The sequence below is a fragment of the Allobosea sp. UC22_33 genome (genome assembly GCF_042700715.1).
In the GTDB taxonomy this organism is placed as follows: domain Bacteria; phylum Pseudomonadota; class Alphaproteobacteria; order Rhizobiales; family Beijerinckiaceae; genus Allobosea.
In genome coordinates, this window is the sequence record NZ_CP170556.1 from 2,334,124 (window position 1) to 2,357,356 (window position 23,233).

A 23,233-nucleotide genomic window follows, 5' to 3' on the forward strand; every position below is an offset into this window, starting at 1 on the left:
CAGCCGAATTGCTTGCCTTCGTAAAGTCGCCTCTGCCTCCTCCTCGCAGAAAGCCGCTCGATGACGAGCCGCCATCGCATCGCAAAATCGCCGAGCGGTTTGAAACTGACGACCGTCAAGGCCGGCGCCCCCAGTCACCTCCAAGGTTGCGGATGCGGGCGCAGTCGCACCGGCCGCATCAGGCCCTCGATTTCGACGGAGATGGAAGATGGCAACGAAGGTGATCGGCATTGATCTGGGCACGACCAATTCCTGCGTCGCGGTGATGGAGGGGGCGCAGGCCAAGATCATCGAGAATGCGGAAGGCGGCCGCACCACACCATCCGTCGTCGCGTTCACGAAGGACGGCGAGATCCTCGTCGGCCAGCCGGCGAAGCGCCAGGCCGTGACCAACCCGGAGAACACGATCTTCGCCGTGAAGCGCCTGATCGGCCGCCGCTACGACGATCCGATCGTGGAAAAGGACAAGACCCTGGTCCCCTACAAGATCGTCAAGGGCGACAATGGCGATGCGTGGATCGAAGTCGCCGGCAAGAAACACAGTCCAAGCCAGATCAGCTCCCACATCCTGGTGAAGATGAAGGAGACGGCTGAGGCCTATCTCGGCGAGAAGGTGACGCAGGCCGTCATCACCGTCCCGGCCTATTTCAACGACAGCCAGAGGCAGGCGACGAAGGATGCCGGCAGGATCGCCGGGCTCGACGTTCTGCGGATCATCAACGAACCGACGGCCGCCGCGCTCGCCTACGGGCTCGACAAGGAGAAGGCCGGCAAGATCGCGGTCTACGATCTGGGAGGCGGCACGTTCGATATCTCGTTGCTCGATATCGGGGACGGCGTGTTCGAGGTGAAGGCCACCAATGGCGACACTTTCCTCGGCGGCGAAGACTTCGACAAGCGCGTCGTCGACTGGCTGGCGACCGAGTTCCAGAAGGATCAGGGCATAGACTTGCGACAAGACCGGCTGGCGATCCAGCGACTGCGCGAAGCCGCCGAGAAGGCCAAGATCGAGCTCTCTTCCACCGTCGAGACAACCGTCAGCCTGCCTTTCATCACGGCCGACCAAAACGGCCCCAAGCATCTCGAGATCAAGCTCAGGCGGGCGAAGCTGGAGGATCTGGTCGACGACCTCATCCAGCGCACCGAGAGTCCCTGCCGGGCGGCGATGAAAGACGCCAAGGTTAAGACGTCGGACATCGGCGAGGCGGTTCTCGTGGGCGGGATGACGCGCATGCCCAAGGTCCAGGAGGTGGTCTCCGACATCTTCGGCAAGGAGCCGAACAGGAGCGTCAACCCGGACGAGGTGGTGGCGATCGGTGCGGCGATCCAGGCCGGCGTGCTGCAGGGCGACGTCAAGGACGTGCTGCTGCTCGACGTCACCCCGCTTTCCCTCGGCATCGAGACGCTCGGCGGCGTGTTCACGCGGCTGATCGACCGCAACACGACCATCCCGGCGACGAAGAGCCAGACGTTCTCGACGGCCGAGGACAACCAGAACGCGGTCACGATCCGCGTGTTCCAGGGCGAGCGCGAGATGGCGGCCGACAACAAGCTGCTCGGCCAGTTCGATCTCGTCGGCATCGCGCCGGCGCCGCGCGGCGTGCCTCAGGTCGAGGTGACCTTCGACATCGATGCCAACGGCATCGTCAACGTCACGGCCAAGGACAAGGCCACGGGCAAAGAGCAGCAGATCAAGATCGAAGCCTCCGGGGGCCTCTCGCAGTCTGACATCGACCGCATGGTGAGGGAGGCTGAGGCCAATGCGGAGGCTGACAAGACGAGGCGCGCTCTGGTCGAAGCCCGCAACCAGGCCGACGCGCAGATCGGAACCAGCCAGAAGGCGCTGGACGAGGCGAAGGACAAGGCGCCTTCGGTGGACCGGAGCGCCGTCGACAAAGCCATGCAGGAGGTGAAGTCGGCCATTTCCGGGACCTCGGCCAACGAGATCGAGACCAAGGCCAAGGCCCTGCAGGTCGCCTCGGCGGAGTTCGGCGCCAGGGTGCAGGAGGCTGCAGGCGCTTCCGGCTCCGGTTCAACCGACGCATCAGCCTCGGGCGACAACGTCGTCGATGCTGATTTCGAGGAGGTCAACGACAAGACCGGTCAGCGCCATGGTTGACGTGCCGCACGGACATGACGCTGCAGAATCGATGACCGCCCCACCAAAGGCGGCCTGCGCAGAGTCGGCGGCTCAGGCTTCGCCGGGGCCGCTCCAGTCCGAGCTCGCCGATACGCGGGACAAGCTGCTGCGCTCCCTCGCCGAGCAGCAGAACATCCGCCAGCAGATGCAGCGCCAGCGCGAGGAGGCCGTGAAGTTCGCCGCCTCGCAGCTGGCCGGCGACCTTGTGGACACGCTCGATAACCTGCGCCGCGCTATCGAGAGCGTGCCGCCGGACGCAGCCGATCACGCGTCGATCGGACCGCTCCTGAAAGGCGTCCAGAACACGGAAAGCAATTTGCTGGCGACGCTGGCGCGGCATGGCATGCAACGCATCCATCCGCTCGGCGCGGCGTTCGATCCCCACGTCCATCACGCCATTATCCAACGCCCCGACGAGACCGCGGCGGACGGCACGGTCGTGGAGGTTTTGCAGCCGGGCTACACGCTCCACGACCGGGTGCTTCGCCCGGCGATGGTTGGCGTGGCCGTCCGCGGCAAGCGCGAGAGCGGGCCGGCCGCCGGCTAGGATTCAGCGGAAAGTTGACGATCGGCGGGGGCTTAGCGTGTTAAGCCGCCTCGCGTCGTTCAAGAGATGAACCCGAACGCCCCCAGGCTGCACCGCCAGCGTATCGATCAGATGGCCGAAGGCGGAACGCAGGCCATAGAGCTGGTCGAGCAGATCCAGCACCAGATCGACGCCTTCCTCGTTCAGCCCCATATCGTCGACCAGATCCACGATCAGTGCCGCACGCGCGACATCGACGTCGCAGATCACGCATTGGCCTTCGCGAACGGACGGCGAGATCCAGCCCCGGTCGATGAAGGTCTGCAGCCTATCATCGTCGACATGAAGACGCCTCGTGGGTTCCAGCTGATCGATCATCTATACCCCCATTGCCTGCCGCGGATTAAAGTCCTTGCCTGCCGACCAGCCTGCTATGAATGCCTTCAGCGTGGCATCCTGCTGGTCCGGAAGAACGATCTTCAGTGTCGCGTAGACGTCGCCCCGGGTGCCATCCCGCCGAGCAACCCCCTTGCCCTTCAGCCGCAACGTGCGCCCGCTCGATGAATTCGCAGGCACGGACATCACCACCGGGCCCGCAGGCGTCGGCACCTTGACCTTACCGCCGAGCACGGCCTCGCGAAGCGAAATCGGCAGGTCCAAGCGGATGTCGTCGCCGTCGCGCCGGTAGAAGGGATGAGCGCGGACATGGAGCTCGATCAGCGCGTCACCGGCTTCCTCTCCGCCTTCGCCGGCGCTGCCCTTCCCGCGCAACCGGAGGGTCTGCCCGTCGCGCGCGCCGGGCGGGATCCTGATATCCAGCGTCTGGCCTTCGGGCAGCGTCACCTGATGCGTGCCGCCATTGACCGCCTCGAGGAAATCAATCTCCAAGGCATAGCGGACGTCAGCGCCGCGTCTGCGGAACGGGCCACGCCTCTGGCGTGAGAAGAACTCGGCGAAGATGTCGTCGCCGCCGAGATCCGCGAAGCCTTCGCCGTTGCCGTATGCGCCCGCGTTGGCGTCGGCGTCGGCAAAGTCGCGATAGTAGCGACGTTCCGCCCTCTCGGCGCCGTTCGCGCCGATTTCGCCGCGATCGAAGCGACCACGCTTGTCTTCGTCGCGCAGAATCTCATAGGCCGCCGACAGAGCCTTGAAGTCCTGCTCGGCCTGCTTGTTTCCGGGATTGAGATCGGGGTGCAGCTTCTTGGCCCTACGGCGATAGGCCGCCTGGATCTCGCTTTGGGAGGCGTCGCGTTTGACGCCGATCGTCTCATAAGGATCGCCGCTGCTCGTCGGCATGATCGCGGACCTGTCCTTCGCGGGCGTGGGCTCGGCGTGATGACCGCCGTGGGCGGCGTGCGCCCGGATGCTGCAAAGAATATCCGGAATTCAGTGCACCCAAACTGACGGTCATCAATGCCGCCCGCGCACCGCCGAGGCACTGTGCCGGGGACGTCGGCGCTTCACGAGCGAAGAAGGACAAACGGCATGCTGAACAATCTCAATAATACGGGGCGCGGTTTTGACCCGGTGCGCCAGATGCGCTTTGCCCAGCGGGACATGAGCCGGCTTTTCGACAATCTCCGGGTCGCCGCGCCTCCCGATTTTCCGCCGATGAACATTTGGGCCGGAAGCGACGGCGCCGTGGTCACGGCCGAGATTCCCGGGGTCGTGCCCGAGGACCTCGATATCGCTGTCCATCAGAACACGGTGACACTGCGCGGCAACCGCTCGACCGAGCCGCCGGCGGACGACGCGGTCGTCCACCGGCAGGAACGCATCACCGGTGCCTTCGCCCGCAATCTCGTTCTGCCCTTCCGCGTCGACGGCGACCGCGTCACGGCAACATTCCGCAACGGTGTGCTGCGGCTCGATCTGCCCAGGCCCGAAGCGGACAAGCCGCATAAGATCACCGTCAGCCGAGTGTGAGGACAATGCCGCCATGAGCGACCAGCAGCCCAATGGAACCCAACCGGCCGAAGCCACGCGCATCGAGCCTGCCTTTACGCCCCCGACCGACATCGTCGAGACCACGGCCGGCGTCCGGATGGTCCTCGACATGCCGGGCGCGGATCCCGCCACCCTCGACGTCACCCTGGACAATCGCGTCCTGCGGATTTCGGCGCGACCCCAGCCGAGCGCGCCGGACGGCTATGCCCTGGTTCACGCCGAGTATCGGGACGGCAGTTACGAGCGCAGCTTCACCGTCTCCGAGCCGATCGACGTCGGGAGGATCGAGGCGGTGCTCCGGGACGGCGTGCTTCGGCTGACCCTGCCGAAGGCCGCGCCGTCGCCTGCCGCTAAAATCAACGTCAAGGCCGCCTGAAGGAGCAAACCCGATGAAGATCACGGACCTCGTCCCGTGGCGCGGCGCTGGCCGCCACGTCGCTGCCGGAACCGACGCGACGGACCCCGTGCATACGCTGCAGCTCGAGGTCGACCGCGCCTTCGATCGGTTCTGGCGCATGGTGCTGAGCCCGTTCGCCCCTGTCGGCGGCTTGGCGCAGATCCAGCCCGTCCGCGTGGATGTCGCCGACAACGGCAAGGAGATCACTGTCACCGCCGAGCTGCCCGGCTTGAGCGACGCGGATATCGAGCTGTCGGTCGGCAATGGTCAGTTGACGATCCGCGGCGAGAAGAAGTCCGAGCGCGAAGCCGACGAGAACGGTGTTCTCGTCAAGGAGCGGGTCTACGGCACGATCGAGCGGGCGGTTCCTCTGCCGGTGGGCATCGACGCCGGCGCCGCCAAGGCTAGCTTCGACAACGGCGTGCTGACGATCGTGATCGCGAAGTCTGAGGAAGCGCAGGCCGAAACAAGACGCATTCCAGTTCAGGCGGGTTGACCGTCCTCCCTCGTCCCCGAACCCACCTCACTGTCCGCAACCGCTTGGCGGTTGCGGACTTTTTGCGTTCGCCATCGTCGACCGCGGACGGCGTCCGCCGGACCAAAACTGATGGCCGTCAAGGCCAACGGCGGCACGCAGAGGCTAGCCTTGCGTGGCTGGGCGGAGATGTCTTTGCCAAGCGCAGCCCATTCACCAGGCACGGAGGATTGTATCATGAGAGCCGATAGCGACATCAAGCGCGACGTGGAAAGCGAACTCAAATGGGATCCTGACATCGACGCTTCCGACATCGGCGTCGCGGCGAAGGATGGGGTCGTCACGCTCAGCGGCTTCGTCCGCAGCTACAGCCAGAAGTATGAAGCCGAGAAGGCTGCCAAGCGGGTCAAGGGCGTGCTCGGCATCGCCAACGACATCGAGGTCCGTCTCCCGGTGATCCACGACAAGCCCGATCCCGAGATCGCCCGCGCCGTCGTCGAAGCGATCAAGAACGAACTTCCCTATTCCCATGAGAACATCAAGGTCGTGGTGAAGAACGGCTGGGTGTCCCTCGAAGGCAACGCCGAGTGGGAGTATCAGCGCAACCGCGCCGAAGCGGCGGCGCGAAAGGTCAGGAGCGTCAAGGGCATCTCGAACCTGGTGACGCTGAAACCGCGTGTCGCGCCTTCGGAGATCAAGTCGAAGATCGAGGATGCGTTGACGCGGATGGCGGAGGTCGACGCCAAGCGCGTGACGGTCGCCACCGATGGCGGAGTCGTGACCCTCTCGGGGACGGTCCGGTCCTGGGCGGAACGCCAGGAGGCCGAGCGCGCAGCCTGGCGGGCGCCGGGCGTCACCAAGGTCGAGAACCGCATAACCATTTCTCCGTGACGCAGCAAGAACGGATCAGCCGGACTTTTACCCGGTCCGGCTGGTCACCCTTCGCATGGGAGCTTCCGACTTGAACCAAAAATGGGCGCGCAAGCTTGATCGACCCGAGGCGGTTGAGCCGGACCCGGTTGAGCAAGCCGGTTTGGACTCGTTTCCAGCGAGCGACCCGCCCTCATGGGCTCCCTTGCATATAGGCGCTCCTTCGACACCGGCGCCGCCGGAAAGCTCCAGGACGCGTGTCGCCGCAGAGGCCCATGACCCGACCGACGAAGGGTCGGGAGCCGATCCCGCAACCATGAGACCGGCCCATCGCGGATTGCCGAGGGCATGATGCACGATCTCTTCGCCCGCACACTGATCCTGCTCGCCGCGTCTGGCCTCGCGGTCGGCCTTCTGACCATGCTGCGAATGCCCGCCGTGATGGGCTACCTCGTCGTGGGCGCGGTGCTCGGTCCGCACGCGCTCAACCTGATCGACAATGCCGAGCACACGAAATTTCTCGCTGAACTCGGCCTGATCTTTCTCATGTTCATGGTCGGGCTCGAATTCTCCTTGCCGACGATTGCGCGCGCGGGGCGCGACGTACTCGTCGCGGGCAGCGTGCATGTCGGCCTCACGATCACGCTGGTGACGACGGGACTTGTCCTGACGGGCGTGGCCATGCAGCCGGCGGTCATCATGGGCGGCGCGATCGCCATGTCGTCGACCGCCGTCACGCTGAAGCAACTCGCCGAGCAGGGCGAAATCAGCAGCCGGCACGGACGGCTCGCGCTTGGGATACTGCTGTTCCAGGATCTGGCGACGCTGCCTCTGATCATTCTGGTCGGCGCCTGGGCCCAGAACGGATCGCTGGCCCCGATCGAGATCCTCAAGCAGATCGCGGTTGCGACCGGAGCTCTCGTCGCCGCCGCCGTCATCGCGAGGCCGCTGATCCGTCTCGGCTTCTCTTGGGTGCTCAAGTCGCGCTCCGCGGACCTGTTCCTGCTGTGGGCGCTGATGACCGCGCTCGGCGCCGCGTACGTCGTTCATCTCGCGGGGCTGCCTGCGCCGATCGGAGCCTTCATCGCGGGCATGGTCATCGGCGAGAGCGAGTTCCGCCACCGGGTCGAGGAAGACATTCGGCCCTTCCGTGACGTGCTGGTGGGCCTGTTCTTCATCACGGTGGGCATGGGCATCGACACGGCGGCGGCTGCGAGCTTCCCCGGGATGATCGCCATCTGGCTGCTCGTGCTCGTTCTGGCAAAGCCGATCGTCGCCTTCGTGACCGGCCTGATCGCCGGGGCGCCGCGCGAGGCGTCCGCGCGGACCGCCGTCATCGTTTCGCATGGCGGCGAGTTCGGGCTGCTCCTGATATCGCTCGCCCTCCAGTCCGGGCTGCTGTCGCCGGCGCAGGGCCAGCCGGCGCTGATCGCGCTTGCCCTGACGATGGGTTTCGCCCCCCTGCTGATCCAGCGCAACCATTGGGCCGAATGGCTCTTCGACCGTCGCGAGCGTCGCATCGCGGCCACGGAAGCATCCATCCGGATGCAAAGCGGCAGCATGGACGATCACGTCATCCTGTGTGGCTGTGGTCGGGTCGGCCGCCTCGTGGCGACCGTCCTGGAAGCGGCAGGGATCGCGTACATCGCGATCGAGACGGACCTAGCCCGGTTTCGGACGGCGCGACGGCAAGGTCACGCGGTCGTCTTCGGCGACGCCAGACATCATAGCATTCTCGAGGCGGCCGGGCTGGACCGGGCGCTCCTGGTCGCCATCACCTTCGATCACCTGAACACTGTGGAATGCATTCTGCATCGGATCAGGGCGATCAACCCCAGGCCGGCGTCCCTGGTGTCGACGGCCGACGATCTTGACATCGCCCATTTCGCGAGCCTCGAGGCAACGGCGGTCTTTCCGGAAAACCTCGCCGCCGGCCTCGCGCTGGCGGATCGGGCGCTGCTGCTGTGCGGGAAGACGCAGGAAGACGCGGCCCGCATCGTGAACAAGGTCCGGGCGGAGCTCGTCCAGGGATAGGCGGAGCGGCTGGGGCGCCGGCCGCGACGCCCGCCTCGCGAGGGCGGGTGCAAAGGTGCCGGAGGCGCGCGCGGGACAGCGGTTACCGCTGCCGTCTCGGATCCAGAAAGTCGATCGGCTCGCGGAAAACTGACGGTCATCAAGGCGCCCAGGGCGGGCCGAACTAGTTTTCAGGCACGGACTTGAACGGAGAGCACGATGACGGACCTGCCATCGACCGACGGCCCCAAAACCCAGGCGATGAACGATGTGCTCGCCGACAACTGGTGGGCGGTCGCGCTGCGCGGCGCGGCGGCGATCCTGTTCGGCGTCGCCGCCTTCGCGATGCCGGTCGCCACGATGCTGTCGCTGGTGTTCGTCTTCGCCGCATTCAGCATCGTCGACGGCACCTTCGGGATCGTCATGTCCGTGCGGGGAGCGCGCAAGGGCGAGCGCTGGATCTGGCTCTTCCTGAGCGGCATTTTCGGCATCGCCGCCGGCGTGGTCGCGGCCCTGTGGCCCGGCCTGACGGTCCTCGCATTCGTCATTCTCGTCGCGGCATGGGCGTTTGTGTCGGGCACGCTGATGCTGATCTCGGCGTTCCGGCTCAAGATCGACCATGGCCGTGTCTGGCTGGCGATCGGCGGCATCGCCAGCGTCGCGTTCGGGATTCTCCTCGTCGTCTCGCCGTTCATCGGCGCGTTGGTGCTGACCTTCTGGACCGGCGCGCATGCGCTCGTGCTGGGCGGCACGCTTCTGGTGTTGGCCTACAGGCTGCGGTCCCACCGCACCGGACTGCCGGGCAATCTTGCCGCCTCCGGCGCGGCCTGAGCGATCGGGAAAGGATCAGGACATGTCCGCAATTCTCGCTTCGGGGACGAAAGCGCCAGCCTTCACGCTGCGCGTGACGCCCGACCAGACCCTGTCCCTGTCGGAGTTCGCCGGGCGGCGCCTAATCCTCGCCTTCTACCCGGCGGACTGGAGCCCGGTCTGCGGCGACCAAATGACGCTCTACAATCACGTCCTCTCCGAGTTTCGCAAGAAGGGCGCGGACCTCGTGGGGATATCCGTCGACGGTCCGTGGTGCCACCAGGCCTTCGCCCGCGACCGGAATTTGCATTTTCCCCTGCTGGCGGATTTCCATCCGAAGGGAGAGGTTTCGCGCGCCTACGGAGCCTATCGCGACGATGTCGGCGAGAGCGCGCGTGCGCTCTTCATCATCGATCAGCACGGGATGATCGCATGGAGCCACCCGTCTCCGGTCGCGGTCAATCCCGGCGCGGATGGCATTCTCGACGCCCTCGACCAGATGCCAGACCTGGAGCAAAACAATGTCGACGCTCAAAGTTCCCGTTAGTCCGCGTGACCACCGCCGCGGTGGGCAAAACCCCACCGTGACGCTCGTGGAATACGGCGACTACCAGTGTCCCTACTGCGCGGCCGCCCATCCGGTCGTCCGCTTCCTGGAGAGCCATTTCGGGCCGGCCCTGTCGGTCGTTTTCCGGCATTTCCCGCTGGTCGAGGTCCATCCGCTCGCGGCGCCGGCGGCGGAGGCCGCGGAATTTGCCGGCGATCACGGCCGGTTCTGGGAGATGCATGATGCGATCTACTCCAACAACAACCGGCTGAGCACGCAGCTGCTGTTCGCCCTGGCCGGCACGTTGCAGTTGTCGCAGATGGGGCTTCGGGACTCGATCGCCCGCTCGCTTCACGCGGACAAGATCCGGGAGGATTTCATCGGCGGCATTCGCAGCGGCGTCAACGGAACGCCGACTTTCTTCGTCAACGGCGTGCGGCATCAGGGCGGGTTCTCGGCGCCTGAACTCGCCGCGTCGATCCAGAGCGAGATGGGCGCCCTCGCGCCGGTACGCTGAGTCCATCCTGGCGCGAAAAACTGACAGCCGTCACGGCGGTCGCGACAGTCTCATTTCATCGTGTCGGGACGCTGGACGCCGCGCAGCGGAACAGCAAGCCCGAGCGCAGGCATTGTTTCTGAACCGGAGGTCTTGTCATGCAGCCCAACTGCGCCGCCTTACGCCGCCGCATTCTCGACCGCGCGCTCGCCGTCGCTTCGATCACGATGCTGACGGCGGTCGTCTTGATCCCATTCGGCACGGGACCGGCCTTCCCTCAGAACGTGGTGGTGCTGGACGTCGACGTGAAGGAGGTGGCCAAGGGTTACCGCGCCTCGAAGCTCTCCGGCTCCAATGTCGAGAATGCAGCTGGAGAGCGCATCGGCTCGATCAGCGACCTGATCGTCGACCGGGACAAGGTCCTGTTCGCCACCCTCCAGGTCGGCGGATTTCTCGGCCTCGGCACGCATCTCGTCGCGATCCCCTACAATGCTCTGGAGATCAACGCAGACGGCTCGAAGATCGTCCTCGCGCAGGGAAGCAAGGAACGATTACAGAAAATGCCGGAATTCAAGTACCAGCAGCAGTAGGGCGTGACGCCGTCGCTCGCCTTGAACGCTCGGCTCCGGCGCATCGGCGCCGGACCGATCGACCCGTCAGTGCAGATGTTTCCTGTCTGCCGCCGCCTGGGCGTCGAGCGATCTGTAGAGCAGGGCAAATCCCTGCATCACCCGCCCATAGTCGCGCTGACGCGAGGCAAAACCATGCGCCATCTGCATCAGCTCGGGGTTGCCGCGTTCGAGCTTTCCGATAGCCTTGGCCGTGAAGACGTCCGGCCCTGTCTCGTCGATCTCTCGCACGAGAGCGTCGCGCGTTCCCGCGGTCACGCTCGGCAGGGCGTGCAGGACCGGCCGGCCGGCGGCATCGGCCGACGCCCTGATCAGCAGCTGGTAGAACATGCCGAAGCCGACCATGGTCCTCGATGCATCCCCGGAATCGGCAGCACATTTGCGCGCCATCTCCAGGAATTCGGGGTTTTCGCGTCTCAGGCAGTCCGTGATCTCTCCCATACAGGCCTCGGGACCCAGATCGTCGAACTGCCGCGAAACGAATTCCCGTGTCAGTTCGCTCACGCGGGGAAGAAAGCTCATCGGCCGCATGTCCTTTTGCCATTCACTACAGCGACGAAGGTAGGCGGCGGCTTGCCCGGATCAACCTCGAAAACACGTCTTTACGGGCCTGCAGACACGCTCACCCGGCCTTCGCAAGGCTCGCAAGGCTCGCGAGCACGGAGAGCCGGACCGCCTGGCCGAGCTGGCGCACCCCCAGGCGGTCCATCATGCGCGAGCGGTGAACCTCGACCGTGCGCACGCTGATGCCGAGATCGAAGGCGATGATCTTGTTCGGCTGCCCCGCCACCAGCGCCTCGAGCACCTCCCGCTCGCGCGGACTGAGCGAACCGATCAGCAGGGTCGCCGCCGCGATGTCGCCGGCCCGCCCCTTTGTCGCGCCCGTGTTCAGCGCGGACTCGATCGCCGCGATCAATGCGTCGTCGCCATAGGGCTTCTCGATGAAGTCGACCGCTCCCGCCTTCATCGTTCGGACAGCGGTCTGAACGTCGCCTTGTGCCGTCATCACGATGACCGGCAGGTCGGGGTTCAGCTGCAGAAGCCGAGCGAGGACCTCGAAGCCGTCCATCTTCGGCATGCGCAGATCCAGCATCACGCAGCCCATGGCTAGGTTGTCGGCAACGCCGAGAAAGGCCGCGGGCGTGGCGAAGCTCGTCGCCCGGAAGCCGGCGGCGTCCAGCAGCCGCTCAAGCGACCGGCGGATGGCCGGATCGTCATCGACAACATACACGAACCTGGCGTCGGCCATCTTGCGCTCATTGCTCCGTTGGGAAAGGCAGCATCACGCGAAAGATCGCGCCGCCGCCGCAGTTGGGCTCGTATCGCAGCTTGCCACCATGGGCCTCGACGATCGTGCGGCAGATTGAAAGGCCAAGGCCCATGCCATTGCTCTTCGTGGTGTGGAACGGCTCGAACAGATGTTCGACGATGTCTTCCGGAAGCCCGGAACCTCGATCCGCGACCGCGATCTCGATCGACCCTTCATCGAGCCGCGACGTGGCGACGTCCAACTCGCGCCGCTCGCTGTCGGCCATTGCATCATGCGCGTTGCGTATCAGGTTGAGCATGACCTGCTGCAGTTGGATCCGGTTGCCCAGCACCGACTCGGCGCGCGGATCGAAACAGAGTCGGACCTGAGCGCCATACGCTCCAGTTCCCGCCGAAGCGAAATCGCTGGCTTCGCGGATCAGGTCGGGCAGCTTTTCGATCTGCATGTCCGTCTCGCCGCGCGTGACGAACTCTCGCAGACGCTGGATGATCTCGCCCGCGCGAAGCGCCTGGCCGGCGGCTTCGTCGAGCACCTCGCGGACGATCTCGACCCTGTGCGCGCTGCTTGCCATCATCGGGCGCCCGGCATTGACGGAATTCGTGAACGCGGTCAGCGGCTGGTTCAACTCATGCGCCAAGGCGCCGGCCATCTGTCCGGCTGCGCTCAACCGGGAGGCATGAAGCAACTCCATCTGCAGCTCCAGCGCGCGGACATCCGCGCGCTGGCGCTCCTTGGCCTCCAGCGTCAGCCGTTCGAGCGCTTCCGCCAACTCCGATGTCCGTTCCGACACACGCAGCTCTAGCGATTCATTGAGGCGTTGGAGGTTCTCCTCGAACAGTTTCTGACCTCTCAGATCGCGGCTGACGGTCGCCATGCTCATGGCACGGCCTGAGCGAGAGTCGTTGATGTGGAACCAGTCGACGAGGAAGGGGATGTCCTCTCCCGTCTTGAAGTGCCGGAAATTGAGCTCGCCGAGCCAGCGACCGGTTGCCGCCACCAGCGGCATCAACTCGTGTTGTGTGCGAATCCGGTCATCCGGAGATAGGAAATCAAAGATGGAAAGCTGCTGTGCCTCTTCAATGCCGGAGAGCCCGAGGAGCTCGCAACCGGCCGTGTTCAGATATTGAACCGTGCCCTCCAGACCGGCGAAGCCAACGAATTCGGACGATCGCTCGATCAAGCTCTCCATGCGCCGCTGCTGACCCTCCGCCTGCCAGCGTTGGATCGCAAGTGTCGCATGGCTTGCCGCAATGCGGAGAAGCAGGCGATGCGTCTCGGTCGGAAATCTCGAATGGAGGGAACCCGCGAAAATTCTGGCGTCGCCGCCAAAGCCCATCGGCACCGCCGCGATGTGAAGCGTTCCTTCGCCGAACGGGTTGTCGATCGTCAAAGTCTGCTTGCGCGAGCCAAGCCAAGCGTCGCGCAGACTGCGTTCGACGGTATCCGACGCTCCTATCGAGATCTCCAGGCGCGTTCGCATGACATTGACCGCAGCTTCGTCGCCCAGCGCTGGCACGGAAACATGGACAACGTCCGCATCGAGCATCGACATCAACGCGGCGGCGACGCTGTCGGCGATTTGCCGCGCGCTGTAGTCCTCCCAGATCGCAGGCAGCGTCGAGAGCGCGACGAGATCGCGAATGCAGTGCCTGAGCTCTAGCGGCTCGGAAAGCTCATCGACCCGAAGCATTCCGCCTGATCCCAATACAGGACGCACATCCGATCTTCAGCGTCTGTCCAGAACCCCGAAGTCGCGCGGCAGAGATTCACATCCGGATTTGGCGGGTGGCCACGCGCCAATCCGCAATTGCGAACAAAATGGTTACGCAGGGACCGGGGCGCCGTTGTCTGGGTTTGTCGACGACATGCAGACGGCTTAAATGCCGGTCCCCTGGAAAACACATCCTCGGTGGACCATACACCTCCCGCGTCGATTGCCTAAGGAATTGATCGCAGAGGCACTGGCCGGCGGCTTGCAAGGGGGCTGTCGTCACTCGCGCCCCTCTCATGGCGAGCTATCGGGGCGCTACCTCAAACACGCTGGCCGAGACGCGCTCGGCGTGCCCAAGGCTGTTCAGTCGTCGGAATGTCCTATGTGGGTGGCTGAGACTGCCATTATGCAAATTGCTTAATGGTCGCAGTCGCCATCCTCGATCACATTTTTGGCCTTAACCCGACAGCTCGAAGTCGCGCCGTTGGAGAGCACCTATCTCAAGACAGGGCTCTTCAACCTGGACGCCATGCTCATCCTCATCCAGGACGCCTTGAAGGCCGGTACCGAGCTCGGCTTTCAATTGACGCGAATGATCGCGCACGCCGAAACGGCGGTAGACGATTGGGAGAGCGGCAACACATGGGTTGAATACGAGATGCGCCTCAACGAGGTGCTGCCGAATTTCGACGATTCCGTGATCTGCGCCTACGACATCAACCTGCTGACCACGTCGCTGGCCGTCGATTTTCTGCGAACGCACCCGATGGTCGTGATCGGTGGGGTGCTGGTCGAGAACAGTTTCTTCACGAGCCCGCAGGACTTCATCCGGGAGGTCCAGTCGCGCACAGGGCCAAGTCGCTCCTACCGAGGATAGTTTGATAACGGCGCTGGCAGCGCCTCGATGGCGCAGCCGCAGCCCCCGGGCCAGCACCCGGCGATATGGAGACCGTCAAGAAGGGCGAACCCATCGCCCCTCAGACAGGGCACTCGTCCCTCTAGCATGATCCATGACGCCGCCGCCATGCGAGGTCGTTGCGGCGACCGCGGCACTGCTCACTGGCGCACTTCGCCCGCACGAGCGACCGAACTCGTGGCTGCCTGTCCGGCCAAGCGATGACTGCCATGCCTCGCCTAAAGGTGACGGCGTTCCGCCTCCGATCGCCGAGCTTCGAGCCACGCTTCGCCGCCTTCCGAATCAGCTGGCGCCAAAAGAAATTCGCAAAGCTGACGATCGTCAGCGCGGCATAGGCCCGCGTGCGGCCTTATGCGCGTTAAGCGACCTCCTGGCCTTGATCCGAAGACTGCGCCGGACACTCCGACGCAGTCCGGGACGCGGCTCCCATCCACTTCGCCGAAACTCGCCGGAAGGACTGAGCGCATGGTCAAGTTTGCCCTTCTCGTCACCATGGAAGCCAGGCCCGGACAGGAAGCGGAGGTCGAAGCGTTTCTGCGAAGTGGCCAGCCGCTCGTTGAGAAAGAACCTGGAACCGTCGCCTGGTTTGGCGTCCGCATGGGCCCTTCGACGTTCGGGATTTTCGACGTGTTTCCCGATGAGGCGGGACGCGACGCGCATCTCTCCGGCCTCGTCGCGGCGGCACTGATGGAAAAGGCGCCCGCTCTTTTCGCCTCGTCCCCCCGCATCGACAAGCTCGACGTGCTCGCGGCGAAGCTGCCCTGAAACGCGTCGCCAGAGGCGATCTGATCCAAGGATCATGAGCCCGACAGGCCGATCCAGAAACCGACACCGGAGCAAACATCATGGCTTCAGGTAACCGCGCCGTCACCTATTTGGGACCGAAGAAGGTCAACGTCGAAACCTACGACTATCCCAAGCTCGTCGATCCGAGGGGCAAGAAGACGCCCCACGGGGCGATCTTGAAGATCGTCACGACGAATATCTGCGGCAGTGACCAGCACATTTACCGCGGCCGTTTTCCCGCTCCCTCGGGCATGGTGCTGGGCCACGAGATGACAGGCGAGGTCATCGAGACCGGGCCCGACGTTCACTTCATCGAAAAGGGCGACCTCTGCTCGGTCCCGTTCAACGTCTCGTGCGGGCGCTGCCGCAACTGCAAGGAAGGCCATACCGACACCTGCATGAACGTGAACGACGAGGCCGACTGCGGCGCCTATGGCTTCAATCTCGGCGGCTGGCAGGGCGGACAGTCCGACTATCTGATGGTTCCCTTCGCCGATTGGAACCTGCTTCGCTTCCCCGACAAGGACCAGGCCATGGCCAAGATCAGGGACCTGACCCTGCTCTCCGACATTCTGCCGACGGGCTTTCACGGTTGCGTCCAGGCCGGCGTCAGACCCGGCTCGACGGTTTACATCGCTGGAGCAGGTCCGGTCGGCCGCTGCGCCGCCGCCTCCGCCCATCTGCTTGGCGCCTCCTGCATCATCGTCGGCGACACCAACAAGGAGCGTCTCGCGCTGGTCAGGAACGCCGGGTACGAGACCGTCGATGTGTCGTCCGCAACGCCGCTCGCCGACCAGATCGAGGCCATTCTCGGCCAGCGGCAAGTCGATTGCGGCGTCGATGCGGTTGGCTTCGAGGCACATGGCAACGGACCCGGCGCTGGCGAGGATCCGGCCGCCGTGTTGAACTCGCTGATCGAGGTCGTCCGCGCCAACGGCGCCATCGGCGCGCCGGGCATCTACACGGCGGGCGATCCGGAGGCGATCGACGAGGACGCCAAGGCCGGGCGGTATCGCATCGACTTCGGCAAGGCCTGGGTCAAGTCGCCCCACATCTCGGCCGGCCAAGCTCCGATCATGCACTACAACCGCGATCTGATGATGGCGATCCTCTGGGACCGGATGCCCTATCTCGGCAAGCTCGCCAATGTCGAGGTCATCCCGCTCGAGAAGGCACCCGACGCCTACCGGATCTTCGATCAGGGTTCGCCCAAGAAGTTCGTCATCGACCCGCACAACATGACGAAACTGGCCACCTGAGCCTTCGGCGGATGAGACCGGCGCCTGTGCCGCAGGCGCTTCGTCCAGCCGAACCGCGGACGCACGCCCGAAGCCCCCTTGGCGCGTGCGTCCGCGCCACCTTAGCGGCCGCGCCTGTCCGAACACAGCCTAGAAGGAGACGTCCGATGCCAAGCAATACGCTCGAAGGATTGAAGGTCGCGATCCTCGTCACCGACGGTTTTGAGGAGGTCGAGATGACCGAGCCCCGCAAGGCGCTCGACGAAGCCGGCGCGAAGACCAGCCTGATCTCGCCCAAGCCTAACAAGGTCCTCGCGTGGGACTTCACCGACTGGAGCGGCAGCTATCCAGTCGACGTCCCGCTCGCCTCCGCCGATCCCCGGGACTACGACGCGCTCCTCCTGCCCGGCGGCGTCATCAACCCTGACACGCTGCGCGCAGACGCCAAGGCGGTTGCGTTCGCCAAAGCGTTCTTCGACGCCAAGAAGCCCGTCGCCTCGATCTGCCATGGGCCTTGGACGATCATCGAGACCGGCGCGGCGAACGGCCGCCGCATGACATCCTGGGCATCGCTCAAGACCGATCTTAAGAACGCCGGCGCGATCTGGGTCGACGAAGAGGTCGTCGTCGACCAGGGCCTGGTCACCGGCCGCAGCCCCGACGACATGGCCGCCTTTAACCGGGAAACTATCAAACTGTTCGCGCAAGCGCGAGGACGCGCGGCACGGGCGGCCTGACACGGCGGTCACCGGTCTCGGGCCAAGCGGCGGGCGGTCCCTTGCAGGAAACGGGGGCAGCTTATTTTTGCTTCGTTGCAACGGGAGGACGCGTCGCCATGACACGCGTGGTCAGGTTCCATCGCACCGGCGGACCGGACGTGATGCAGTTCGATGATCTCCCCGTCGGCGATCCGCGACCAGGCGAGATTCGCGTTCGCGTCGAGGCGATCGGCCTCAATCGCGCCGAAGCGATGTTCCGCTCGGGCGCCTACCTCGAAGCGCCGCGTTTGCCCGCGCGCCTCGGTTACGAAGCGTCCGCAACGATCGAGGCCCTGGGAGATGGCGTCAAAGGCTTCGCGTCGGGCGATCCCGTCAGCGTCTTTCCCGCCTTCTCCATGAATGATTACGGAGTCTATGCCGCCAAAGCCATCGTGCCGGCCTACGGCGTGATGCGACGCCCGCCAGGCGCTTCGGCAATCGAGGCGGCTGCGGTGTGGATGGCCTACCTCACGGCGTGGGGCGCGCTCATCGACATCGGTCAACTCAGCGAAGGCGACGCGGTCGTCATTCCGGCGGCTTCCTCGAGCGTCGGGCTCGCCGCGATCCAGATCGCGAACAGCGTCGGCGCGATCTCGATCGCGACGACCCGGACCCGCGCCAAGGCGGCGGCTCTGGCGGTCGCGGGCGCTGCGCATGTCGTCGTCACGTCCGAGCAGGACCTGGTGGCCGCGGTCAACCACGCGACGGGCGGCAGGGGCGCGCGCCTCGTGTTCGACCCGGTTGGCGGACCTCAGGTCGAGCAGCTCGCCCAAGCGATGAGCAGCAATGGCATCCTCTTCATTTACGGCGCTCTCGCCTCCACGTCGACTCCGTTCCCGGCCATCGCGGCCATGCAGAAGGCGCTCACGCTGCGTGGCTACACAGTGTTCGAGTTCGTCCGGGACAAGGAGCGGCTGGCGCGCGCATCCGCCTTCATCGAGGCCGGGCTTGCCGGCGGCCGCTTGAAGCCGGTCGTTGCGAAGACGTTCACGCTCGACGAGATCGTCAAGGCGCATGTCTACATGGAATCGAACGAGCAGCTTGGGAAGATCGTCGTCACCGTCCCCCACTGAGCAAGAGGCGAAGAGGAAATCGACGTGAAGATCCTGATGGTGCTCACCTCGCACGATCGCCTTGGCGACACCGAGCGCAAGACCGGCTTCTGGCTCGAGGAACTGGCCGCACCCTACTATGCCTTCAAGGACGCGGGCGCAGAGATCACTCTGGCTTCGCCCAAGGGCGGCCAGCCGCCGCTCGATCCCAAGAGCGCCGAACCGGACGCCCAGACCGACGCCACGAGGCGCTTCGAGGCCGACGCTGCGGCCAAGGCCGCGCTAGTGGCGACAAAGCGGCTCGATACGGTCTCGCACGAGCCTTTCGACGCCGTCTTCTATCCCGGCGGCCATGGCCCCCTCTGGGATCTGGCGGAGGACAGGAAGTCGATCGCGCTTATCGAAGAGACCATCGCGGCAGGCAAGCCCGTCGCTCTGGTGTGCCACGCGCCCGGCGTGCTCCGTCATGTGCTGGCCGCAGACGGCGGGCCGCTGGTCCAGGGCCGCAGCGTCACCGGCTTCACCAACACGGAGGAGGAGGCCGTGGGGTTGACCGCGATCGTTCCGTTCCTAGTCGAGGACGAGCTCAAGCGGAACGGCGGCCTGTTCTCGCGGGGCGCTGACTGGCAGCCCTATGTGGTTCCTGACGGGCTCCTGATCACCGGGCAGAATCCGGCGTCCTCTGCACCCGCAGCCGAGGCGTTGATCAAACAGCTCGCGGCTGGCGCCTGAGGATGCGAACGCGTCAGGCGCATTGCGTGATGTTCGTATCGGCGGAAGTCCGTCATTGCGCGTGATGCCGAAGGAATCCATAGAGCACGCCGGCGACAATTCCGGCTTTTGCTCGCTGCAACTGACGGGCCCTGCACTCGTCCGGATGGATGCGGTGTCTGCCTTGGCTGCGAGCCGCGCCGCCGGTCAATGCCATAGGGCTTTGACGCGTTCTTGTCAGAGCCGGCACAGGCGCGACGGCGACGAGCGGCCGTTCGCTCGTGTCCGGCGTCGAGGAGAACCGCATGGGAGACGTCAAGACCTCGGGCTTCGTCCGCGTTCGCGGAGCGCGTGAGCACAATCTCAAGAACGTCGATGTCGACATCCCTCGCGACGCTCTGGTCGTCTTCACCGGCGTGTCGGGCTCTGGCAAGTCGTCGCTTGCATTCTCGACCCTCTACGCCGAGGCGCAGCGCCGCTATCTGGAATCGGTCTCGCCCTATGCGCGTCGCCTGTTTCACCAGATGGAGGTGCCCGAGGTTGACGCGATCGAGGGCCTGCCTCCGGCGGTGGCATTGCAGCAGCAGCGCGGATCGCCAACCACCCGCTCGTCGGTCGGCAGCGTAACCACGCTCTCGAACCTGTTGCGCATGCTCTACTCGCGCGCCGGCGACTATCCGCCGGGCCAGGCCCATCTCGACGCCGAATCCTTCTCTCCCAACACGCCCGAGGGCGCCTGTCCGCGCTGCCACGGCCTCGGCCGCATCCACGAGGTCACCGAGGCCTCGATGGTGCCGGATCCTTCCAAGACGATCCGCGAGCGCGCCGTCGCCGCCTGGCCGACGGCCTGGGGCGGCCAGAATCTGCGCGACATCCTAATCAGCCACGGCATCGACGTCGACACGCCGTGGCGGGACCTGCCGAAGACGGTGCGCAACTGGATCCTGTTCACAGAGGAGCAGCCCCAGATCCCGGTCTATCCCGGCTGGGACCATGACCGGATCCAGCGCGCGATCCAGCAGAAGATCGAGCCCGCCTATATGGGTACCTTCTCGAGCGCCAAGCGCCATGTCACCCACAGCTATGCGACCACCCAGAGCGCGATGATGAAGAAGCGCGCCGCGCGGTTCATGATCGCCCGGCTGTGCCCGCTCTGCGACGGCAAGAGGCTGCGCCGGGAAGCCTTGTCGGTCCGCTTCGAGGGCCTCGACCTCGCCGAGATGAGTCGTCTGCCAATGGCCCGGTTCTCGACGATCTTTGCGCCCTATGCCGAAGCGAAAGCCGCCAAGCTAACAGCGCTGCGCAAGACCCATCCGGAAAAGGCCCTTGTGGTCACGCATATCGCTGGCGATCTATGCCGCCGGCTGTCGGTACTCCTCGACCTCGGCCTCGGCTATCTGACGCTGGAACGCGGCACGCCAACCCTGTCGCCTGGCGAGTTGCAGCGGCTGCGGCTTGCCACCCAGGTCGTCTCCAACCTGTTCGGCGTCGTCTATGTCATGGACGAGCCTTCCGCGGGGCTCCATCCTGCCGATACCGAAGCACTGCTGCGGGCGCTCGATGGCCTGAAGACGGTCGGCAACTCGCTTTTCGTCGTCGAGCATGAGATGGACGTCGTCCGCCGCGCCGACTGGATCGTCGATGTCGGCCCCGCCGCCGGCGAGCATGGCGGCGAGATCCTCTACAGCGGCCCGATCGAGGGGCTGCGCGAGGTCGCGGCGTCGGAGACGAGACGCCATCTGTTCGACGAGGGCCGCGGGATGTCGAGCCAAGGCCGCGAGCCCGTCGGCTGGCTGCGGCTGGAGGGGATCTCGCGCAACAATCTGAAGCAGGTCGACTGCGCCATCCCGCTCGGCGTAATGACCACCGTCACCGGGATTTCCGGCTCGGGAAAATCGAGCCTTGTCAGCCAGGCACTGGTCGAGCTGGTCGCCGCTGGCCTCGGCGCTCCGGTCGCGGACGAAGAGGAGACTGATGGCGAAGCCGAGCTCAAGGACCGCCCAGCCGTCGCAACCGAGGGGCGCATCCTCGGCGGGCTCGAAGGTGTCAGGCGGCTAATCGAGGTCGACCAGAAGCCGATCGGCCGCACCCCGCGTTCCAACCTCGCTACCTATACCGGCCTGTTCGACCACGTCCGTGCCTTGTTCGCGGCCACCCCCGAAGGCAGGAAACGGCGCTATGACGCGGGCCGCTTCTCGTTCAACGTGGCCAAGGGCCGCTGCCCGCGTTGCGAGGGGGAAGGGTTCGTGATGGTCGAGCTGCTCTTCCTGCCGAGCGTCTACGCCCCCTGTCCGGCCTGTCACGGCACGCGCTACAGCCCCAAGACGCTTCGAGATCCGCTATCGCGGCAAGACCATCGCCGAGGTGCTCGCGCTCACTGTCGAAGACGCCTGGGCGTTCTTCGACGATGTGCCGACTATCCGGCGCTCGCTCGACGTGCTTCGCGAGGTTGGGCTCAACTATCTTCGCCTCGGACAGCCAGCGACCGAGTTCTCGGGCGGCGAGGCGCAAAGGGTGAAGCTCGCCACCGAGTTGCAGCGCTCCCAGCGCGGCGGCGCTCTCTACGTGCTCGACGAGCCGACCACCGGCCTCCACCCAACCGATGTCGAGCGGCTGCTTGGCCAGCTTCGCGCCTTGGTCGGCGCCGGCAACAGCGTCGTCCTCGTTGATCACGATATGAAGGTGGCAGCGGCGAGCGACTGGGTGATCGACATCGGCCCCGGCGCAGGCGACGAGGGTGGCCGGATCGTCGCGAGCGGCCTGCCGGCGACGGTCGCCGCCTGCACGACGAGCCGCACCGCACCCTACCTTGACCGCGCGCTCGGCGGAGGCCGAATAGTCGCGGACTCCTAATCGACAAAATCTATGTGCGGCAACGGCATCTCAGCGGCGTACTAGGGCGGCAGAAGAGACGGCATGGCCATATCTAGCGCCCGCAGCGTGACCATGTTCGCTCCCGCCGATGTCCATTCGCTGGAGATCTCGGCCGTGATGGATACGTTTTTAGAAGCGAACCGGCGCCAGGGAAATGCGCTCTACGAAGTCTGTGTGGTCGCTGAAACGGACCAACCCATTCGCTGCGCCTCGGGACTTCGAATCGTGCCGGATCGCACGATCCACGATGCGCTGGCCGTCTCGGACACCTTCGTCGTTACGGGGTCATATGGTGTGCCGTTGAGGCCCAGTGAGGTGGTGCTGGCTTGGATTCGCGAGCAGGCCCGTTCCGCGCGCCGCCACGGCGCGGTCTGCACCGGCACTTTCCTGATCGGAGACGCCGGATTGATCGATGGGCGGCGTGTCACGACGCACTGGAACTATTTGCAGGAACTCACGGCGCGGTTCCCCCACTCGCGCATTGAAGCCGACGCGATCTTCGTCCGCGACGGCGCCCTGTTCACCTCCGCCGGAGTGACCGCTGCGATCGATCTGGCCCTCGCCCTGATCGAGGAGGACCATGGACGCGACCTGGCGCTGGCGGTCGCGCGTCACATGGTCATCTACCTGAAGCGTCCCGGGGGCCAGTCGCAGTTCAGCGCACACCTCGCCGCGCAATTTAGCCAGCGCACGCCGATCGAGACGGTTCAGCGCTGGGCGGCCCAACATCCCGACGCCGATCTGAGCACGACCAGGCTCGCGGCACGCGCCGCGATGAGCCCGCGCAACTTTACGCGGATCTTCCGTCAGGACACGGGTATGACGCCTGCCGAATTCGTCGAGCGGCTCCGCATAGACACGGCGCGGCGACTGCTCGAGGAGACCAGCCTGCCGCTGGCGACGGTCGCGCGTGCGTCGGGCCTCGGCACAGCGACATCGGCGCGGCGGGCTTTCCTGCGACGTCTGGGTATCACGATGCGCCAGTATCGCGCACGGTTTTAAAGCTTCGACCGGCCGCCCACGGCAAATTGTCCTGATCCGACCGCGTTTTGGCCGGGACCGTCGCC

At 65.3% G+C, this 23,233-nt stretch carries 23 protein-coding genes and 1 pseudogene; 19 read left to right on the plus strand and 5 right to left on the minus strand.

Going from position 1 to position 23,233, the window contains the following annotated elements; all coding sequences use genetic code 11:
* The first annotated feature begins 208 nt into the window (after window positions 1–208).
* Window positions 209–2,119: a molecular chaperone DnaK gene (gene dnaK, locus ACFJGT_RS11035; RefSeq protein WP_377848559.1), complete on the plus strand. Its 1,911-nt coding sequence runs from the start codon at window positions 209–211 to the stop codon at window positions 2,117–2,119.
* The gene (locus ACFJGT_RS11040; RefSeq protein ID WP_377848560.1) at window positions 2,112–2,687 is read left to right on the plus strand and encodes a nucleotide exchange factor GrpE; all 576 of its coding nucleotides are present in this window, start codon (window positions 2,112–2,114) and stop codon (window positions 2,685–2,687) included. Before dnaK ends, ACFJGT_RS11040 begins: the two co-directional genes overlap by 8 nt.
* Window positions 2,688–2,690: 3 nt before the next feature.
* Here ACFJGT_RS11040 and ACFJGT_RS11045 read toward each other — a convergent pair whose 3' ends face one another.
* Complete coding sequence (locus tag ACFJGT_RS11045; RefSeq protein ID WP_377848561.1) at window positions 2,691–3,044, minus strand: chaperone modulator CbpM; 354 nt, start codon at window positions 3,042–3,044, stop codon at window positions 2,691–2,693.
* Window positions 3,045–3,962 carry a DnaJ C-terminal domain-containing protein gene (locus ACFJGT_RS11050; protein WP_377848562.1) on the minus strand — a complete coding sequence of 306 codons (918 nt, stop codon included), beginning with the start codon at window positions 3,960–3,962 and terminating at the stop codon, window positions 3,045–3,047.
* 117 nt (window positions 3,963–4,079) lie between these two features.
* Here ACFJGT_RS11050 and ACFJGT_RS11055 point away from each other — a divergent pair, with 117 nt between their 5' ends.
* The 9 genes from ACFJGT_RS11055 (at window position 4,080) to ACFJGT_RS11095 (ending at window position 10,811) form a co-directional block, all read left to right on the plus strand.
* A complete protein-coding gene (locus ACFJGT_RS11055) occupies window positions 4,080–4,592 on the plus strand; it encodes an Hsp20/alpha crystallin family protein (RefSeq protein WP_377848563.1) in 513 nt (170 codons plus the stop codon).
* A 13-nt stretch (window positions 4,593–4,605) separates the two neighbouring features.
* The gene (locus ACFJGT_RS11060) at window positions 4,606–4,989 is read left to right on the plus strand and encodes an Hsp20/alpha crystallin family protein (RefSeq protein ID WP_377848564.1); all 384 of its coding nucleotides are present in this window, start codon (window positions 4,606–4,608) and stop codon (window positions 4,987–4,989) included.
* A 13-nt stretch (window positions 4,990–5,002) separates the two neighbouring features.
* Window positions 5,003–5,506 carry an Hsp20/alpha crystallin family protein gene (locus ACFJGT_RS11065; protein ID WP_377848565.1) on the plus strand — a complete coding sequence of 168 codons (504 nt, stop codon included), beginning with the start codon at window positions 5,003–5,005 and terminating at the stop codon, window positions 5,504–5,506.
* A gap of 216 nt (window positions 5,507–5,722) precedes the next feature.
* On the plus strand, window positions 5,723–6,376 hold the full coding sequence (locus tag ACFJGT_RS11070) for a BON domain-containing protein (RefSeq protein WP_377848566.1): 654 nt from the start codon (window positions 5,723–5,725) through the stop codon (window positions 6,374–6,376).
* A 327-nt stretch (window positions 6,377–6,703) separates the two neighbouring features.
* Window positions 6,704–8,389: a cation:proton antiporter gene (locus ACFJGT_RS11075; RefSeq protein ID WP_377848567.1), complete on the plus strand. Its 1,686-nt coding sequence runs from the start codon at window positions 6,704–6,706 to the stop codon at window positions 8,387–8,389.
* A 240-nt stretch (window positions 8,390–8,629) separates the two neighbouring features.
* Window positions 8,630–9,199 (plus strand): HdeD family acid-resistance protein, encoded by a 570-nt coding sequence (locus tag ACFJGT_RS11080; RefSeq protein WP_377848965.1) that lies wholly within the window; start codon window positions 8,630–8,632, stop codon window positions 9,197–9,199.
* Window positions 9,200–9,221: 22 nt separating this feature from the next.
* Window positions 9,222–9,725 (plus strand): redoxin domain-containing protein, encoded by a 504-nt coding sequence (locus ACFJGT_RS11085; protein ID WP_377848568.1) that lies wholly within the window; start codon window positions 9,222–9,224, stop codon window positions 9,723–9,725.
* Window positions 9,700–10,242 carry a DsbA family protein gene (locus ACFJGT_RS11090; RefSeq protein ID WP_377848569.1) on the plus strand — a complete coding sequence of 181 codons (543 nt, stop codon included), beginning with the start codon at window positions 9,700–9,702 and terminating at the stop codon, window positions 10,240–10,242. The genes ACFJGT_RS11085 and ACFJGT_RS11090 overlap by 26 nt, the downstream gene beginning before the upstream one ends.
* A gap of 137 nt (window positions 10,243–10,379) precedes the next feature.
* Window positions 10,380–10,811, plus strand: a complete 432-nt coding sequence (locus tag ACFJGT_RS11095; protein WP_377848570.1) for a PRC-barrel domain-containing protein — start codon at window positions 10,380–10,382, stop codon at window positions 10,809–10,811.
* A gap of 66 nt (window positions 10,812–10,877) precedes the next feature.
* On the opposite strand, the gene ACFJGT_RS11100 is transcribed toward ACFJGT_RS11095, so the two are convergent.
* The 3 genes from ACFJGT_RS11100 to ACFJGT_RS11110 all read right to left on the minus strand — a co-directional run bounded on the left by ACFJGT_RS11100 (window position 10,878) and on the right by ACFJGT_RS11110 (window position 13,810).
* Entirely contained in the window at window positions 10,878–11,372 is a 495-nt protein-coding gene (locus ACFJGT_RS11100; RefSeq protein WP_377848571.1) for a hypothetical protein, read from the minus strand.
* A 100-nt stretch (window positions 11,373–11,472) separates the two neighbouring features.
* The gene (locus ACFJGT_RS11105) at window positions 11,473–12,099 is read right to left on the minus strand and encodes a response regulator transcription factor (protein WP_377848572.1); all 627 of its coding nucleotides are present in this window, start codon (window positions 12,097–12,099) and stop codon (window positions 11,473–11,475) included.
* A 7-nt stretch (window positions 12,100–12,106) separates the two neighbouring features.
* Window positions 12,107–13,810: an ATP-binding protein gene (locus tag ACFJGT_RS11110; RefSeq protein WP_377848573.1), complete on the minus strand. Its 1,704-nt coding sequence runs from the start codon at window positions 13,808–13,810 to the stop codon at window positions 12,107–12,109.
* 472 nt (window positions 13,811–14,282) lie between these two features.
* Between ACFJGT_RS11110 and ACFJGT_RS11115 the strand changes: the two genes are divergently transcribed.
* The 8 genes and pseudogenes from ACFJGT_RS11115 to ACFJGT_RS11150 all read left to right on the plus strand — a co-directional run bounded on the left by ACFJGT_RS11115 (window position 14,283) and on the right by ACFJGT_RS11150 (window position 23,168).
* The gene (locus ACFJGT_RS11115) at window positions 14,283–14,708 is read left to right on the plus strand and encodes an MEDS domain-containing protein (protein ID WP_377848574.1); all 426 of its coding nucleotides are present in this window, start codon (window positions 14,283–14,285) and stop codon (window positions 14,706–14,708) included.
* A gap of 504 nt (window positions 14,709–15,212) precedes the next feature.
* A complete protein-coding gene (locus tag ACFJGT_RS11120; RefSeq protein ID WP_377848575.1) occupies window positions 15,213–15,512 on the plus strand; it encodes a putative quinol monooxygenase in 300 nt (99 codons plus the stop codon).
* An 80-nt stretch (window positions 15,513–15,592) separates the two neighbouring features.
* Window positions 15,593–16,792, plus strand: a complete 1,200-nt coding sequence (locus ACFJGT_RS11125) for an alcohol dehydrogenase catalytic domain-containing protein (RefSeq protein WP_377848576.1) — start codon at window positions 15,593–15,595, stop codon at window positions 16,790–16,792.
* A gap of 146 nt (window positions 16,793–16,938) precedes the next feature.
* Entirely contained in the window at window positions 16,939–17,508 is a 570-nt protein-coding gene (locus ACFJGT_RS11130; RefSeq protein WP_377848577.1) for a type 1 glutamine amidotransferase domain-containing protein, read from the plus strand.
* Window positions 17,509–17,606: 98 nt separating this feature from the next.
* Window positions 17,607–18,602 carry a zinc-dependent alcohol dehydrogenase family protein gene (locus tag ACFJGT_RS11135; protein ID WP_377848578.1) on the plus strand — a complete coding sequence of 332 codons (996 nt, stop codon included), beginning with the start codon at window positions 17,607–17,609 and terminating at the stop codon, window positions 18,600–18,602.
* 24 nt (window positions 18,603–18,626) lie between these two features.
* Window positions 18,627–19,313, plus strand: a complete 687-nt coding sequence (locus tag ACFJGT_RS11140; protein WP_377848579.1) for a type 1 glutamine amidotransferase domain-containing protein — start codon at window positions 18,627–18,629, stop codon at window positions 19,311–19,313.
* A gap of 284 nt (window positions 19,314–19,597) precedes the next feature.
* A pseudogene (locus ACFJGT_RS11145) lies at window positions 19,598–22,145 on the plus strand (excinuclease ABC subunit A).
* A 63-nt stretch (window positions 22,146–22,208) separates the two neighbouring features.
* A complete protein-coding gene (locus ACFJGT_RS11150) occupies window positions 22,209–23,168 on the plus strand; it encodes a GlxA family transcriptional regulator (RefSeq protein ID WP_377848580.1) in 960 nt (319 codons plus the stop codon).
* Window positions 23,169–23,233 lie beyond the last annotated feature (65 nt).

What these genes read in the sequence shown, in the direction of transcription:
- ACFJGT_RS11120 (WP_377848575.1), top strand. Translation starts at nt 15,213, where the DNA reads ATGGTCAAGTTTGCCCTTCTCGTCACCATGGAAGCCAGGCCCGGACAG.
- ACFJGT_RS11075 (WP_377848567.1), top strand. Translation starts at nt 6,704, where the DNA reads ATGATGCACGATCTCTTCGCCCGCACACTGATCCTGCTCGCCGCGTCT.
- ACFJGT_RS11040 (WP_377848560.1), top strand. Translation starts at nt 2,112, where the DNA reads ATGGTTGACGTGCCGCACGGACATGACGCTGCAGAATCGATGACCGCC.
- ACFJGT_RS11090 (WP_377848569.1), top strand. Translation starts at nt 9,700, where the DNA reads ATGTCGACGCTCAAAGTTCCCGTTAGTCCGCGTGACCACCGCCGCGGT.
- ACFJGT_RS11050 (WP_377848562.1), bottom strand. Translation starts at nt 3,962, where the DNA reads ATGCCGACGAGCAGCGGCGATCCTTATGAGACGATCGGCGTCAAACGC.
- ACFJGT_RS11045 (WP_377848561.1), bottom strand. Translation starts at nt 3,044, where the DNA reads ATGATCGATCAGCTGGAACCCACGAGGCGTCTTCATGTCGACGATGAT.
- ACFJGT_RS11055 (WP_377848563.1), top strand. Translation starts at nt 4,080, where the DNA reads ATGCCGCCCGCGCACCGCCGAGGCACTGTGCCGGGGACGTCGGCGCTT.
- ACFJGT_RS11085 (WP_377848568.1), top strand. Translation starts at nt 9,222, where the DNA reads ATGTCCGCAATTCTCGCTTCGGGGACGAAAGCGCCAGCCTTCACGCTG.
- dnaK (WP_377848559.1), top strand. Translation starts at nt 209, where the DNA reads ATGGCAACGAAGGTGATCGGCATTGATCTGGGCACGACCAATTCCTGC.
- ACFJGT_RS11110 (WP_377848573.1), bottom strand. Translation starts at nt 13,810, where the DNA reads ATGCTTCGGGTCGATGAGCTTTCCGAGCCGCTAGAGCTCAGGCACTGC.
- ACFJGT_RS11135 (WP_377848578.1), top strand. Translation starts at nt 17,607, where the DNA reads ATGACACGCGTGGTCAGGTTCCATCGCACCGGCGGACCGGACGTGATG.
- ACFJGT_RS11100 (WP_377848571.1), bottom strand. Translation starts at nt 11,372, where the DNA reads ATGAGCTTTCTTCCCCGCGTGAGCGAACTGACACGGGAATTCGTTTCG.
- ACFJGT_RS11060 (WP_377848564.1), top strand. Translation starts at nt 4,606, where the DNA reads ATGAGCGACCAGCAGCCCAATGGAACCCAACCGGCCGAAGCCACGCGC.
- ACFJGT_RS11070 (WP_377848566.1), top strand. Translation starts at nt 5,723, where the DNA reads ATGAGAGCCGATAGCGACATCAAGCGCGACGTGGAAAGCGAACTCAAA.
- ACFJGT_RS11065 (WP_377848565.1), top strand. Translation starts at nt 5,003, where the DNA reads ATGAAGATCACGGACCTCGTCCCGTGGCGCGGCGCTGGCCGCCACGTC.
- ACFJGT_RS11080 (WP_377848965.1), top strand. Translation starts at nt 8,630, where the DNA reads ATGAACGATGTGCTCGCCGACAACTGGTGGGCGGTCGCGCTGCGCGGC.
- ACFJGT_RS11125 (WP_377848576.1), top strand. Translation starts at nt 15,593, where the DNA reads ATGGCTTCAGGTAACCGCGCCGTCACCTATTTGGGACCGAAGAAGGTC.
- ACFJGT_RS11130 (WP_377848577.1), top strand. Translation starts at nt 16,939, where the DNA reads ATGCCAAGCAATACGCTCGAAGGATTGAAGGTCGCGATCCTCGTCACC.
- ACFJGT_RS11105 (WP_377848572.1), bottom strand. Translation starts at nt 12,099, where the DNA reads ATGGCCGACGCCAGGTTCGTGTATGTTGTCGATGACGATCCGGCCATC.
- ACFJGT_RS11095 (WP_377848570.1), top strand. Translation starts at nt 10,380, where the DNA reads ATGCAGCCCAACTGCGCCGCCTTACGCCGCCGCATTCTCGACCGCGCG.
- ACFJGT_RS11150 (WP_377848580.1), top strand. Translation starts at nt 22,209, where the DNA reads ATGGCCATATCTAGCGCCCGCAGCGTGACCATGTTCGCTCCCGCCGAT.